This window comes from Streptomyces katrae, from assembly GCF_000717655.1.
Lineage (GTDB): Bacteria > Actinomycetota > Actinomycetes > Streptomycetales > Streptomycetaceae > Streptomyces > Streptomyces katrae_B.
This window is the reverse complement of record NZ_JNZY01000006.1, coordinates 298,213-311,720: the sequence shown is the minus strand read 5'-3', so window position 1 is coordinate 311,720 and position 13,508 is coordinate 298,213. Positions and strand designations below refer to the sequence as shown.

General features: G+C 74.4%; 10 protein-coding genes. 6 read left to right on the top strand and 4 right to left on the bottom strand.

All coding sequences use genetic code 11. From position 1 onward, the window contains the following. Positions 1–50: 50 nt before the first annotated feature. Entirely contained in the window at positions 51–2,165 is a 2,115-nt protein-coding gene (glgX, locus tag IF09_RS0110325; protein ID WP_030294204.1) for a glycogen debranching protein GlgX, read from the top strand. Here glgX and IF09_RS0110320 read toward each other — a convergent pair. After that, positions 2,150–3,496 carry an MFS transporter gene (locus IF09_RS0110320; RefSeq protein ID WP_030294202.1) on the bottom strand — a complete coding sequence of 449 codons (1,347 nt, stop codon included), beginning with the start codon at positions 3,494–3,496 and terminating at the stop codon, positions 2,150–2,152. The two genes, glgX and IF09_RS0110320, sit on opposite strands and share 16 nt — an antisense overlap. An 82-nt stretch (positions 3,497–3,578) precedes the next feature. On the opposite strand from IF09_RS0110320, the gene treY reads away from it, so the two are divergent. Further along, entirely contained in the window at positions 3,579–5,888 is a 2,310-nt protein-coding gene (treY, locus tag IF09_RS0110315) for a malto-oligosyltrehalose synthase (protein ID WP_078613168.1), read from the top strand. Here treY and IF09_RS0110310 read toward each other — a convergent pair. Next, a complete protein-coding gene (locus tag IF09_RS0110310; RefSeq protein ID WP_030294199.1) occupies positions 5,856–6,743 on the bottom strand; it encodes a LysR family transcriptional regulator in 888 nt (295 codons plus the stop codon). The two genes, treY and IF09_RS0110310, sit on opposite strands and share 33 nt — an antisense overlap. An 84-nt stretch (positions 6,744–6,827) precedes the next feature. Between IF09_RS0110310 and lpdA the strand changes: the two genes are divergently transcribed. Both lpdA and IF09_RS0110300 read left to right on the top strand, forming a co-directional pair. Beyond that, positions 6,828–8,267 (top strand): dihydrolipoyl dehydrogenase, encoded by a 1,440-nt coding sequence (gene lpdA, locus IF09_RS0110305; protein WP_051832308.1) that lies wholly within the window; start codon positions 6,828–6,830, stop codon positions 8,265–8,267. Positions 8,268–8,365: 98 nt separating this feature from the next. Beyond that, positions 8,366–9,688 carry a M14 family zinc carboxypeptidase gene (locus IF09_RS0110300; RefSeq protein WP_030294196.1) on the top strand — a complete coding sequence of 441 codons (1,323 nt, stop codon included), beginning with the start codon at positions 8,366–8,368 and terminating at the stop codon, positions 9,686–9,688. On the opposite strand, the gene IF09_RS0110295 is transcribed toward IF09_RS0110300, so the two are convergent. Beyond that, positions 9,678–10,193 (bottom strand): GNAT family N-acetyltransferase, encoded by a 516-nt coding sequence (locus IF09_RS0110295; RefSeq protein WP_030294195.1) that lies wholly within the window; start codon positions 10,191–10,193, stop codon positions 9,678–9,680. The genes IF09_RS0110300 and IF09_RS0110295 overlap by 11 nt on opposite strands. A 45-nt stretch (positions 10,194–10,238) precedes the next feature. Further along, positions 10,239–10,802 carry a DUF1707 and FHA domain-containing protein gene (locus IF09_RS0110290; protein ID WP_030294193.1) on the bottom strand — a complete coding sequence of 188 codons (564 nt, stop codon included), beginning with the start codon at positions 10,800–10,802 and terminating at the stop codon, positions 10,239–10,241. A 112-nt stretch (positions 10,803–10,914) separates the two neighbouring features. Between IF09_RS0110290 and treZ the strand changes: the two genes are divergently transcribed. Further along, positions 10,915–12,669 carry a malto-oligosyltrehalose trehalohydrolase gene (gene treZ / locus IF09_RS0110285; RefSeq protein WP_030294192.1) on the top strand — a complete coding sequence of 585 codons (1,755 nt, stop codon included), beginning with the start codon at positions 10,915–10,917 and terminating at the stop codon, positions 12,667–12,669. Positions 12,670–12,726: 57 nt separating this feature from the next. Continuing rightward, entirely contained in the window at positions 12,727–13,497 is a 771-nt protein-coding gene (locus tag IF09_RS0110280; protein ID WP_030294190.1) for a class I SAM-dependent methyltransferase, read from the top strand. Positions 13,498–13,508: the final 11 nt, after the last annotated feature.

Here is a 13,508-nt window from a genome sequence, read left to right as displayed (position 1 = left end):
GCCCGAACCATCAGCCCGACAGCCGGGGGACGAGGGGAAGAGTCGCATCCATGCAGGTCTGGCCGGGACAGGCGTATCCGCTCGGCGCCACGTACGACGGCGCCGGCACCAATTTCGCGGTCTACTCCGAGGCCGCCCGACGCATCGAACTGTGTCTGCTCCACGACGACGGCTCGGAGACCGCCGTCGAACTGCGCGAGACCGATGCATTCGTACGCCACGCCTACCTGCCCGGGGTGATGCCCGGGCAGCGCTACGGCTTCCGCGTGCACGGCCCGTACGAGCCCGAGCGCGGGCAGCGCTGCAACGCCGCCAAGCTGCTGCTGGACCCGTACGCGCGGGCCGTCGCCGGCAGCGTCGACTGGGGCGAGGAGGTGTACGGCTACCACTTCGGCCGGCCGGATTCGCGCAACGACCTCGACTCGGCTCCCAAGACGATGAGTTCGGTCGTGGTCAATCCGTACTTCGACTGGGCGAACGACCGCCCGCCGCGCCACGAGTATCACCACACCGTCCTGTACGAGGCGCACGTCAAGGGTCTGACCATGCGCCACCCCGATCTGCCCGAGGAACTGCGCGGCACGTACGGGGCGCTCGCGCACCCGGCGGTCATCGGGCACCTCACCAAGCTCGGGGTGACGGCACTGGAGCTGATGCCCGTACACCAGTACGTGAACGACCACCGGCTGGTCGACGACGGGCTCAGCAACTACTGGGGCTACAACACGATCGGCTTCTTCGCCCCGCACAACGGCTACGCCTCCGGTGACCGGGGCCAGCAGGTGCTGGAGTTCAAGTCGGCCGTACGGGCCCTGCACGAGGCGGGGATCGAGGTGATCCTCGACGTGGTCTACAACCACACCGCCGAGGGCAACCACCTGGGCCCGACGCTGTCCTTCCGGGGGCTCGACAACGCCTCGTACTACCGGCTCGCGGACGATCCCCGGCACTACATGGACACCACGGGGACCGGGAACTCACTGCTCATGCGCTCCCCGCACGTGCTCCAGCTGATCATGGACTCGCTGCGGTACTGGGTCACCGAGATGCATGTGGACGGGTTCCGCTTCGACCTCGCGGCGACGCTCGCCCGGCAGTTCCACGAGGTGGACCGGCTGTCCTCGTTCTTCGACCTGGTCCAGCAGGATCCGGTGGTCAGCCAGGTGAAGCTGATCGCGGAGCCCTGGGACCTGGGCGAGGGCGGCTACCAGGTGGGCAACTTCCCACCGCTGTGGACCGAGTGGAACGGCAAGTACCGCGACACCGTACGCGACTTGTGGCGCGGGCAGCCGCGGACGCTCGCGGAGTTCGCGGGGCGGCTGACCGGCTCCTCGGACCTCTACCAGGACGACGGCCGCCGCCCGCTGGCGTCCATCAACTTCACCACCTGCCACGACGGTTTCACCCTGAACGACCTCGTCTCGTACGACGAGAAGCACAACGAGGCGAACCGCGAGGGCAATCGCGACGGAGAGACCCACAACCGGTCCTGGAACTGCGGGGTCGAGGGACCGACGGAGGACCCGGAGATCCAGGAGCTGCGCGAGCGCCAGATGCGCAACTTCACGGCCACCCTGATGCTTTCGCAGGGCGTGCCGATGCTCAGCCACGGCGACGAGTTCGCCCGCTCGCAGGGCGGCAACAACAACGCGTACTGCCAGGACAACGAGCTGTCGTGGGTCAACTGGCCGGAGCCGGGCAAACCGGCGCCCTCCCTGCTGGAGTTCACCCGGCGGATGGTGTGGCTGCGGCGCGACCACCCGGTGTTCCGGCGGCGCCGGTTCTTCCACGGGCGGCCGGTGGAGGGGACCAACGACGAGCTCTCCGACATCGCCTGGTTCACCCCGCACGGCGAGCCGATGCGGGCCCGCGACTGGCAGGCGCAGCACGCGCGTTCGCTGACGGTGTTCCTCAACGGGGAGGCGATCTCCGAGCCGGGCTCGCGCGGGGAGCGGATCACCGACGACTCGTTCCTGCTGATGTTCAACGCGGGCGCGGACCCGCAGGAGTTCACCGTCCCGGCCGGGCACGGGGCGCAGTGGCGGCTGGTCGTGGACACGGCGCGGCCGGACGTACTGCCACCCGGCACCGGACCGCAGTACGCGGCCGGGGACCGGGTGGCGCTGACAGGACGGTGTCTGGTGGTGCTTCAGCGCCCGGCGTAGGAGGGACCCGGCGGGCCCGACGGGACCCCGGGCTCGCGCGGGGAGGCGGTCTGCTGCGCCGGGACGAACCCCTTCGGCGCGGCGGGGTGCGTCCGGGCGGCCGGCACCCGGGTGACCAGGGCGAGGAGCAGGGACAGTGCGGCCGCCCCGACGGCCACGGCGAAGGCCCCGGCCGGCCCGTACGACTCGGAGAGCCGCCCGGAGGCGGCGAGCGCGGCGGCCTGCCCGGCCACCAGCGAGCTGGCGGCGAAGGCCGTGGCCTCGGCGAGCCGGGCCGGCTCCGCGACCCGCTCGGTCAGCGCGAACGCGGTGATCAGGTGGGGGGCGTAGGCGGCTCCGAGCACGGTGACGACCGCGTACAGCGACCACAGGGTGTCGGTGAAGAGCAGCGGTACGGAGAGCACCAGCGCGGCGGCGGTGGCCGCCCGCCAGCGCAGCCGCAGCCCGATCCGGGCGGGCAGCGCCCCGAGGGCGAGCCCCACGGCGGCGCTGACGACGCCCATGGCGGCGTACACGATGCCGGCCTGGCCGGGGACGCCCAAACGAGCGGTGAGGGCGGCTATTCCGGCCTGGCAGGCGCCGAACATGGCGCCCTGGAGCAGCAGGGAGCCCCGTACGGCGTACACGACGCGCGGGTGCCGGCTGCGGCGCTCGACGTCGGCGGGGGCGCCGGTACGGGCGCCCCTCCCCCGCGGGGTGCGCTCCTTCGCTCCCGCCCCGGCCGTGACGGCGGCTGTCGGGTGCAGGGCGAAGGCGGTGGCGAAGACGGCCACGAGCGCGGCGGCCCCGCCGAGGGCGATCGCGGGGTGCGCGACGAGCACGGCGAGTCCGACGAGGGCGGGGCCGAAGACGAAGGAGACCTCGTCGAGGGTGCCCTCGAGCGAGTGGACGGCGCCCACCACGCCCTCGTCGGCCCCGGCGCGGTGGGCGAGGGCCACGGAGCGGGTCCGGGCGAGCGGTCCGATCAGCGGTACGGAGGCTCCGGTGACGGCGCCGATCGCGGCGAGCGGGGCGGTGGCGAGGCCCCCGAGGGCCCCGGCGACCAGGGCGCCGGTGGCGAGCGCGTTGACCGCGGCGGCGGCCGGCACCACGGGCCGCTGCCCGTACCGGTCGGCGAGCCGGCCCAGGACGGGCCCGAAGACCACCTGTCCGGCGGAGAGGGTGCCGCCGACGATGCCGGCGGTGGCGAGGGAGCCGCTGGTCTCGGCGACCAGCAGGACGCTCCCGAACTGGGACATCGCAACGGGGAGTCGCGCGAGGAAGGAGAGGAGCGGGAGCAGGGGCCCGGTCAGGGCGATGACTCTTCGATAGGTGTTGACGGTTCCGGCCACTTGATCGACCCTAACGCGGCGCAGTCACCCGGATGCATTGGGTCATGGCACGGAATCCGGGAAGGTGGGTACGTAGGTTCTCATGAGCCATCCGTATCCGAGCAGCCAAACGGAATCTGATGTTCTGACAGCCGTCACTCCGGCGCCACCTGCGGTCCCGTCACGTGCGGTCCCGTCGTCGACGTACCGCCTTCAGCTGCGGCCGGAGTTCCCCTTCGCGGCGGCCGAGGCAGCCGTACCGTACCTCGCCTCGCTCGGCGTCTCACACCTGCACCTCTCGCCCGTGCTGGAGGCGGTCCCCGGCTCGGCGCACGGGTACGACGTCACCGACCACTCCGCGGTGCGGGCCGAGCTGGGCGGCGAGCCGGGGCTGCGCGCGCTGGCCGCGGCCGCCCGGGGGCACGGGCTCGGCCTGGTGCTGGACATCGTCCCGAACCACATGGCCGTGCCGTCCCCCCTGCGGCTGAACCGGCCCCTGTGGGAGGTGCTGCGGGAGGGGCCGCGGTCGCCGTACGCGCGCTGGTTCGACATCGACTGGGAGGCGGGCGGCGGCCAGGTGCTGCTGCCGGTGCTCCCGGAGCCTCCCGGGCCCGGCGCGTTCACGGTCGACCGGGACGGCGGGGTGCTGCGCCACGGGGAGCTGGAGTTCCCGCTGCGGGAGGGTACGGCGGGGCTGGCGCGGGCCGAGCTGCTGGCCGCGCAGTGGTACCGGCCGGCCTGGTGGCGCGAAGCCCGGACGGGCCTCAACTACCGGCGGTTCTTCACGATCTCGGAGCTGATCGGGGTCCGGGTGGAGGACCCGGAGGTGTTCGCGGCGACGCATGCGAAGGTGCTGGAGCTGGTGCGGGACGGGGTCGCCGAGGGGCTGCGGATCGACCACGTCGACGGGCTGGCGGACCCGGAGGGGTACCTGCGGCGGCTGCGGACGGCCGTGGGCGGGGACTGCTGGGTGGTGGTGGAGAAGATCCTCGCCCGGCAGGAGCGGCTGCCGCCCGGCTGGCCGGTGGCGGGGACCACCGGGTACGACGCGCTGCACCGGGTGGACGGGGTGTTCACCGACCCGGAGGGCGCCGCCGAACTGTCCCGGCGGTACGTGGAGTTCACGGGGCGGCCGGACTGGGAGCAGACGGCCCGGGCGTGTGCGCGGGAGGTGCTGACCGGTGACCTGGCGGCCGAACTGGCGGCCCTGGAGCGGGCCGCCGGTCCGGAACTGGCCGCGGGTGTACGGGAGCTGCTGATCGCCTACCCGGTCTACCGGCCGTACCCCGGCGAGCCGGAGCTCGATCCGCAGGCCCTGGCGGCGGCCGCGGCGCCGGCCGGTCCGGGCGCGGTGGCCGGCGTACGGGACCTCGTGCTGCGCGATGCCGCCTTCGCGGCGCGCTTCGCCCAGACCTCGGCGGCCCTGCGGGCCAAGTCGCTGGAGGACCGGGCCTTCTACCGCCACGCTCCGCTGCTGTCGGCCACCGAGGTCGGCGGGGACCCCGGGCAACCGGCGGTCTCGCCGGCCGAGTTCCACGCGTACTGCGCCGCGCTCGACCGGGACTGGCCGGGCTCCGGGACGGTGCTGTCCACGCACGACACCAAGCGCAGCGCGGACGTCCGGGCCCGGATCTCCGCGCTCTCCCAGGCCCCCGAGGTGATGGGCCGGCCCCTCGGCGCCGATCCCCAACTGGCCTGGGTGGCCCGGCAGACGGGGCTGGGCCTCGGGGTGGTGCCGGAGCGCGCCGAGCGCCTCGTACAGGCGCTCCTCAAGGCCGTCCGCGAGGCGGCCCTGCACACGAGCTGGACCGACCAGGACCCGGCGTACGAGGCTTCGGTCGCGGGGTACGCACCGGACGATCCGGAGCTGCCGGCCGAGCTGGCCGCGGCGGCCCGGGCGAACCTGCTCGGCATGGCGCTGCTGCACCTGGCGATGCCCGGGGTCCCGGAGGTCTACCAGGGCGCCGAGACGGAGTACCGGGCCCTGGTCGACCCGGACAACCGGCGCCCGGCCCGGTTCCCCCGCGAGGACCTGGCCCGGCTGGACGCGGGGGCCGCGCCGCAGGGGCAGGCGCAGGAGAAGCTCGCGCTGACGGCCGCCCTGCTGCGGCTGCGCCGGGACCGGCCCGAGCTGTTCACCGGCTACGCCCCGCTCGCCGCCCGGGGCCCGGCGGCGGAGCACTGCCTGGCCTTCGCCCGCCCGGCCGGGCTGGTTGCGGCGGCCACCCGGCTCTCGTACCGGCTGGCGGGGGCCGGCGGCTGGCGGGACACGGCGCTGGCCCTGCCGCCGGGCCGGTGGACGGCGCTCCTGGACCGGGGGGCGTCGTACGAGGGCGAGGTGCGGCTGGCGGAGCTCCTGTCGGCCCGCCCGGTCGCCGTTCTACTGCGCGACGGCGGACCGGGAGACGAGTAGCCCGGCGAAGGCCTCGGCCGCGCCGGTCAGCGGGACCCGGGAGAACACGGAGAGGGGGCGGTGCCACGGCGGGTCGAGGGAGAGCAGCGCGCAGTCCTCGCCGAGGGCGCCCCGGACCGTGTGGGCCGGGGCCACGACGATGCCGACGCCGGCGGCCGCCATCCGCACGGCCGTCGAGGTGTGCTCCGTACGCAGCACCGTGCGCGGGGTGAAGCCGACGGTGCCGCACGCCCAGTCGAGGAACGCCCGTCCCTGGACGGAGGGTTCCATGGCGCAGCGGATCCAGTCGCGGTCGGCGAGCTCGGCCAGCCGGACGGAGCCCCGGCCGGCCAGCGGGTCGTCGAAGGGGACCACCAGCACCAGTTCCTCGCGGCCCACCGGCAGGACCGGGCCCGTCCATTCCCTGGGCTCCGGGCCCACCGCGAGGTCGGCGACGCCCCGTTCGAGCTGTTCCTCCAGGGCCTCCGTGGACCCGTACTCGCGCAGGACGAGCTGGACTCCCGGGTGCAGGGACCGCCAGCGGGCGGCAATGCCCGGAAGCAGTCCGACGGCGACGGCATGGACGGTGGCGAGGTGCAGTTCGCCGCCCGCGGCCCCGGCGGCGGCGCGGGCGGCGCGCTCGGCCTGCTGCGCACTGCGGACGGCGAGCTGGGCGTGCGGCAGGAAGGCGCGGCCCATCGAGGTGAGCCGGACGCCGCGCGGCAGGCGCTCCAGCAGCTCGCCGCCCACGGACCTCTCCAGGGCCTTGACCTGGTGGGAGAGGGCGGGCTGGGTGACGTGCAGGGCGTCGGCGGCGCGGGTGAAGGAGGACTCCTCCACGACGGCGAGGAAGTACTCCATCTGGCGCAGGCTCATGATCGGGAAGCATAAAGAACGTGCATGGATCCGAGAAGATCATTGCCTTGGACTCATGGCAGGGGCCGACCGCAGGCTTGTCCCATGAACACCGACAGCACCGGCAACTCGGTTCATTCCGCGCATTCCTTGGACGTCATCGTGATCGGCGGCGGTACGGGCGGCTACAGCACCGCCCTGCGCGCCGCGGCCCTCGGCCTGCACGTCGCCCTCGTGGAGCGGGACAAGACAGGCGGTACCTGTCTGCACCGCGGATGCATCCCCAGCAAGGCGATGCTGCACGCGGCCGAACTCGTCGACGGCATGGCCGAGGCGCGGGAGCGGTGGGGGGTGCGGGCCACCGTGGACTCGGTGGACTGGTCGGCCCTGACCGCCACCCGCGACGACATCGTCTCCCGCAACCACCAGGGCGTGGAGGCCCACTTGCGGCACGCCGACGTCCATGTCGTGCGCAGCAGCGGCCGGCTGACCGGACCGCGCTCCGTCCGGACCGCGGACGGCCGGGAGTTCACCGCGGCGCGCGGCATCGTGCTGGCCACCGGTTCCCGGCCGCGCGTCCTGCCCGGGCTGGAGCCCGACGGGCACACCGTCGTCACCAGCGACGACGCTCTCTTCGCGCCGGGGCTGCCCGCCTCGGTGCTGGTGCTGGGCGGCGGGGCCATCGGCGTGGAGTACGCCTCCTTCCACCGGTCCATGGGCGCCGAAGTGACCTTGGTCGAGGCCGCGGAGCGGCTGGTTCCGCTGGAGGACGCCGATGTGTCCCGGCACCTGGCGCGCGGGCTGAAGAAGCGCGGGATCGACGTGCGGACCGCAGCCCGGCTGGAAGGGGCCGAGCGGCTCCCCGGCGGGGGCGTACGGGCCACCGTACGCGGGGCGCGCGGGGACGTCCGGGAGGTGGTGGCGCAGCGGCTGCTCGTGGCCGTCGGCCGCGTCCCGGTGACCGACGGGCTGGACCTGGCGGCGGCCGGACTGACCACGGACGAGCGGGGGTTCGTGACGCCGGCGGACTGGTCCCGGCTGGAGACCGCGGTCCCGGGGATCCACGTGGTCGGCGACCTGCTGCCGCCGCCCTCGCTCGGCCTGGCGCACGCCTCGTTCGCGGAGGGGCTGCTCGTCGCCGAGACCCTGGCGGGGGTCGCGAGCGCCCCCGTGGACTACGCGGCGGTGCCGCGGGTGACGTACTCCGCGCCGCAGACCGCCGCCGTCGGGCTGACGGAGGCACAGGCCCGGGACCTCTCCTACGACGTCGTCGTGAACACGATGCCGCTGACGGCAGTGGCGAAGGGGATGGTGCACGGGCAGGGCGGGACGGTGAAGGTGGTCGCCGAGCGGGGCGGGCGGGTGCTGGGCGTACACCTGGTGGGGCCGCACGCGTCGGAGATGATCGCCGAGAGCCAGCTGATCGTGGGCTGGGACGCGGAGCCGGGGGACGTGGCCCGCCACGTCCATGCCCACCCGACGCTGTCGGAGGCGGTGGGCGAGGCCTTCCTGTCGCTGGCCGGCCGCGGACTCCACCAGCAGTAGCCGACGGGCCGCCCCGGCAAGGCGTTGGCCAGGGCTTTCCGGGAAGTGTGGGGGGCACGGAGCAGTAGGGGGCGTGCGCGGCGGGCATTGCATCAGACGTGACCCTCCTCCGTGACATGTGCTACCCCACACCGTCCGAGCTCGCGCTGGCCGCCCGCGCACTGGCGGACGAGCACCCCGGCGCGGCCCGGCTCCGCCAGGCCGGCACCTCCCGGGGCGGCCGGCCCCTGTGGCTGCTCTCCGTCGAACCGAGCGGCCGCCCGCGGGGCGCGGGCGTGCTCGTCGTCGCCGGGGCACACGCCAACGAGCCCGTCGGCGGTGCCACCGCGCTCGCGCTGGCCCGACGCGTCCTCCACGAGCCGGCGGTCCGCGCCGGGCGGGGCTGGCACTTCCTGCTGTGCGCCGATCCCGACGGGGCGGCCCTGCACCGCACCCCCCGCCCGCACTCCCTGCTCGACTACCACCGGAACTTCTTCCGGCCCCCCGGCCCCGAACAGCCCGAGTGGGCGCCGTCTTTACTGCCTCCGGACCGGCTGCCGCCCGAGACCCTGGCCCTGACGGCCCTCATCGACGAGCTCCGGCCCGCCCTGCAGGTCTCGCTCCACGGCACCGACCTCGGCGGATCGTGGGTGCAGCTCACCCGGGACATACCGGGCCTGGCGGAACCGTTCGCCAAATCGGCCGCCGAGCTGCGGATCCCGGTGGAGACGGGGGCCTCGGACGCGGCCGGCTGGCCCTCCCCCGGGCCCGGGATCTTCGTGATGCCGCAGGCCGGGGCCGACGCCGCCGGGGCGTTCCACCCCGAGGACACCCGGCTCAGCACCTGGTACCACGCCCACCGGTACGACGGCACCACCGCCATCGTCGAAGTCCCCATGTGGGCCTCGGACCTGGTGGACGACCCCGCCCCGCATCCGGACCCGCGCGGCGCCCTGCGGTTCCTGGCGGGGCGGCTCACCGCCGACGCCGCGCTCGTGGCCCGCGTACGGGACCGGGTACCCGGGGCCTCGGAGCCCGGCCGTGGCACCGGCTCGGGCCCCGGCCCGGATCCCACCGGGTACGCCGGTGCGGCCGCGCTGCTGCGCGCCGTCGACTGGACGCTCGCCCTGATCCCCCGGATCACCGTGGAGTGGACCGGCCCCGGGGCCCCCGCCGAGGCCACGGCGGCCTCCATCGGCAGCATCGACGCCTTCGGGCGGCGCCTGTCGCTGCGCGCCGCCGCGATGCTGCTGCGGGTGCTGCGGGCTCAGGGCCATCCGGCGGCGCCCGGTTTGGACCGGCTCGTCACCGGCTGGTGCGAGGAGTTCGCCGCCCGCTTCCAGGCGCGCCGGGTCCCGGTGGCCACCCAGGTCGAGCACCAGACCCGTACCGTCCTGGCCGCGTACGAACGGCTCGTGGCGGCCGGGACGGTCAATGCGTAGAGACCACGGCGGCCTCGCCCGGGACGGCCAGGGTGTACCGGCGCTTGGGTGCGCCCGTGGCGCCCAGGCGGTCGTAGAAGCGGATCGCGCCCTCGTTCCAGTCCGGAGTCTGCCACTGGACCTGGTCGAGGCCGAGCTCGCGGGCGAGGCCTGCCACGCCGTCCATCAGGGCGGCGCCGAGGCCGTGGCCGCGGGCCTCCTCGGCGAGGTAGAGGCAGTCCATGTGGAGGTAGTGCCGGGCGTCCCAGAACGCGAACTCGGCCGAGCAGGCGGCATATCCGGCGACCGAGCCGTCCGGGGCCTCGGCCAGCAGCACCCACAGGCGGGCGCCCGCGGCGAACAGCTGCGGCCCGAGCCGGTCGGCCAGGTCCGCGGGCCGGGGCGCGGACTTCTCGTACGCGACGTGCTCGTGGACGAGTTCGACGAGGCGGGGCAGGTCCTCGGGGCGCGCGGGGCGCACGACGGGCGGGTGTTCCTTCTGGTCTTTCGGGGCTGCGTGTTCCATGGACCCCATCATCAGGCCCGCCGAGATCCCGGAGCCGGAGCCCTCCTAGCTGGAGGACAGCCGGAAGTTCATCCGGCCGAAGCCGATCTGGTCCCCGGCCCGGACCGCCACCGAGCCGGTCACCCGGCGTCCGTTGACCGTCGTGCCGTTGGAGGAGCCGAGGTCGGTGAGCACCCACACCCCGTCGCGCATCCCGAGCTCGGCATGCACGCGGGACACGGTCTCGTCGGTGAGCCGCAACCCGTTGCCGGGGTCGCGGCCGATCCGCAGGGCCCGCGCACTCGGGTGCGGCAGCAGCAGTTTCGGCAGCCGCTCGGCGGTCCACGCCCGCCGGACCCCGGCGGACACGGCCGAGGCACGGCCCACCCAGGCGAAGACGCGACGGGTCCACGGGCCTTCGCCGCTCCCGCGGCTCTCGAGGTCGGCGGTGAGGACCACGAGGTCCTCGGAGCGGCGGGCGACCAGGGCGAGTTCCATACGGCGCAGGAACGTGTCATGGGACAGCTTCCCGAGGGCCGCACCCTCGCGGAGCTGCTCCAGCGCCCGGTCGCGCTCCGCGTCGGAAAGGCGCGGTACCGGGAAGGCGGGGAACTCGAAACTGGACGTCACAGGGTGATTGTCGGCCCGTCAGGGCCGGAGTGTCCAGAACTCCTCCGGCCGTCCCGCGATGATGGGGCAGGCACACGTTCCGGGGTACCGCCGCAGACGAGGGGAACCGTCCGTGCAGTTCGAGGTGTGGGCACCGCTGACAGACCGGGTCGCGCTGCGGCTCGGCGACGCGACGTACGAGATGGCACGCGATCCGGACCGGGCCGGCTGGTGGCTCGCCGAAGCCCCGGCCGCCGACGGGGACCGGTACGGATTCCTCCTCGGCGTGGCCTCCGGGGAGGGGATCGTACGGCCCGACCCGCGCGGGCGGCGGCTTCCGGACGGGCCCGACGGCCTCTCGGCGGTGGTCGATTTCGAGCCGCTCACCCCGCAGGCACCGGCGCCCGGGACGCGGCTCCAGGACGCGGTCCTCTACGAGCTGCACATCGGCACGTTCACCCCCGAGGGCACCTTCGACGCGGCCGCCGCCCGCCTCGGGCACCTCACCGCGCTCGGGGTCACGCACGTGGAGCTGATGCCGGTCTGCCCGTTCCCCGGCCGGCACGGGTGGGGGTACGACGGGGTCGCGCCCTGGGCCGTGCACGAGCCGTACGGCGGCCCGGCCGGGCTCGCCCGGTTCGTGGACGCGGCCCACGCGGCCGGGCTCGGGGTCGTGCTGGACGTGGTCCACAACCACCTGGGCCCCTCCGGCAACCACCTCCCCGTCTTCGGCCCGTACTTCACGGACACCCACCACACCCCGTGGGGCGCGGCGGTCAACCTGGACGCCGCCGGCTCCGACGAGGTGCGCGCGTACCTCCTGGGCAGCGCCCTGGCCTGGCTGCGGGACTACCGGATCGACGGGCTCCGGCTGGACGCCGTGCACGCGCTCGCCGACGGACGGGCGCTGACCTTCCTGGAGGAGCTGTCCGCGGCCGTGGACGAGTTCGCCGCCGAGAGCGGCCGCCCGCTGTTCCTGATCGCGGAGTCCGACCGGTGCGATCCGCGCACCACGACCCCGCGCGCCGTCGGGGGGCTGGGGCTGCACGCCCAGTGGAACGACGACTTCCACCACGCCCTGCACTGTGCGCTGACGGGCGAGTCCCAGGCGTACTACGCCGATTTCGCCGAGGCCCCGCTCGCCGCCCTGGCCAAGACCATGACCCGGGCCTTCTTCCACGACGGCACGTGGTCCTCGTTCCGGGGCCGCAGTCACGGCCGGCCGGTGGACCGGCGGTGCACGCCCGCGCACCGCTTCCTCGGCTACACGCAGACCCACGACCAGATCGGCAACCGGGCCCTCGGCGACCGGCTCGCGGGCTCGCTCTCCCCCGGGTTGCTGGCCTGCGCCGCGACGCTGGCGCTGACCGGGCCGTTCGTGCCGATGCTGTTCATGGGCGAGGAGTGGGCCGCGGGCACGCCGTGGCAGTACTTCACCGACCACCCGGACCCGGACCTCGCCGAGGCCGTACGGACCGGCCGGCGCCGGGAGTTCGCGGCGCACGGCTGGAAGGCCGAGGAGATCCCGGACCCGCAGGACCCGGCCACCCGGGACCGCTCGTGCCTGGACTGGGCGGAGCCGGAGCGCCCCCCTCACGACCGGCTGCTGGCCTGGTACCGGACCCTGATCACGCTCCGGCGCACCCACCCGGACCTGCGGGATCCGGACCTGGCCGCGGTCCGTGTCGCGTACGACGAGGAGCGCCGCTGGGTGACGTTCCGGCGGGGTGACGTACGGGTGGCCGTGAACCTCTCGCCCGAGCCGGTGACCATCGCCCTCGGCCGCAACGGGGTCCGGGTCCTGGCCGCCTGGGAACCCGTCGAGCACCCGGGCCCGGACGGGCGCGTCCACGTACCGGGCGAGTCGGTAGTGCTGCTGGGTCCGTAACTCACCTCACTGGGGAATCACTTGATCACGAGGGGCCCGATTTGATGGAGTCGGCCCATGGGACGGGTACTGGATGAGGGCAACGGACTGACGGCCGCCTACGACCGCATAGGGATCGGCTACAAGCAGGTACGGCGGCCCGATCCCCGGCTGGGCGCGCTGATCCGCCAGGCGCTGGGTGGCGCGCGCACCGTCGTCAACGTCGGTGCCGGAGCCGGGTCGTACGAGCCGCAGGACGCCGAGGTCACGGCCGTCGACCCGTCGCAGGTGATGCTCGACCAGCATCCCGGCCCCCGGAAGGTGAAGGCGTGCGCGGAGGAACTGCCGTTCGCCGACGGGACCTTCGACGCCGCCATGGCGGTCCTGACCGTGCACCACTGGAAGGATCTGCACCGCGGGCTCGGCGAGCTGCGCCGGGTCTCGCGGCGGCAGGCCGTCTTCACCTGGGATCCCGAGCACCGCCCCGAGCTGTGGCTCGTGGACGAATACCTGCCGGAGATCCGGGAGTTGGACGCCTCGCGCTTCACGCCGGTGACGCAAGTCGTGGAGGCGCTGGACGCGCACACCGTGCTGCCGTTCCCGATCCCGCACGACTTCACGGACGGACTCCAGACCGCCTACTGGCGCCGGCCGGAGGCCTATCTCGACCCGGCCGTACGGGCCGCCAGCTCGACCTTTGCGACGCTGCCTGCCTCGGTCGTGGAGCCGGCGATGGAACGGCTGCGCGCGGACCTGGCCTCCGGGGCCTGGGAGCGGCGCCACGCCCACCTGCTCGGGCAGGAGGACGTGGACTACGGCTACCGCCTGGTCGTCGCCGGGGAGTCGTGACCGCTCGGACT

Excerpts from the sequence above, each read along its gene's own strand:
- glgX (WP_030294204.1), top strand. The coding sequence starts at position 51 with ATGCAGGTCTGGCCGGGACAGGCGTATCCGCTCGGCGCCACGTACGAC.
- treY (WP_078613168.1), top strand. The coding sequence starts at position 3,579 with ATGAGCCATCCGTATCCGAGCAGCCAAACGGAATCTGATGTTCTGACA.
- IF09_RS0110310 (WP_030294199.1), bottom strand. The coding sequence starts at position 6,743 with ATGAGCCTGCGCCAGATGGAGTACTTCCTCGCCGTCGTGGAGGAGTCC.
- lpdA (WP_051832308.1), top strand. The coding sequence starts at position 6,828 with ATGAACACCGACAGCACCGGCAACTCGGTTCATTCCGCGCATTCCTTG.
- IF09_RS0110295 (WP_030294195.1), bottom strand. The coding sequence starts at position 10,193 with ATGGAACACGCAGCCCCGAAAGACCAGAAGGAACACCCGCCCGTCGTG.
- IF09_RS0110280 (WP_030294190.1), top strand. The coding sequence starts at position 12,727 with ATGGGACGGGTACTGGATGAGGGCAACGGACTGACGGCCGCCTACGAC.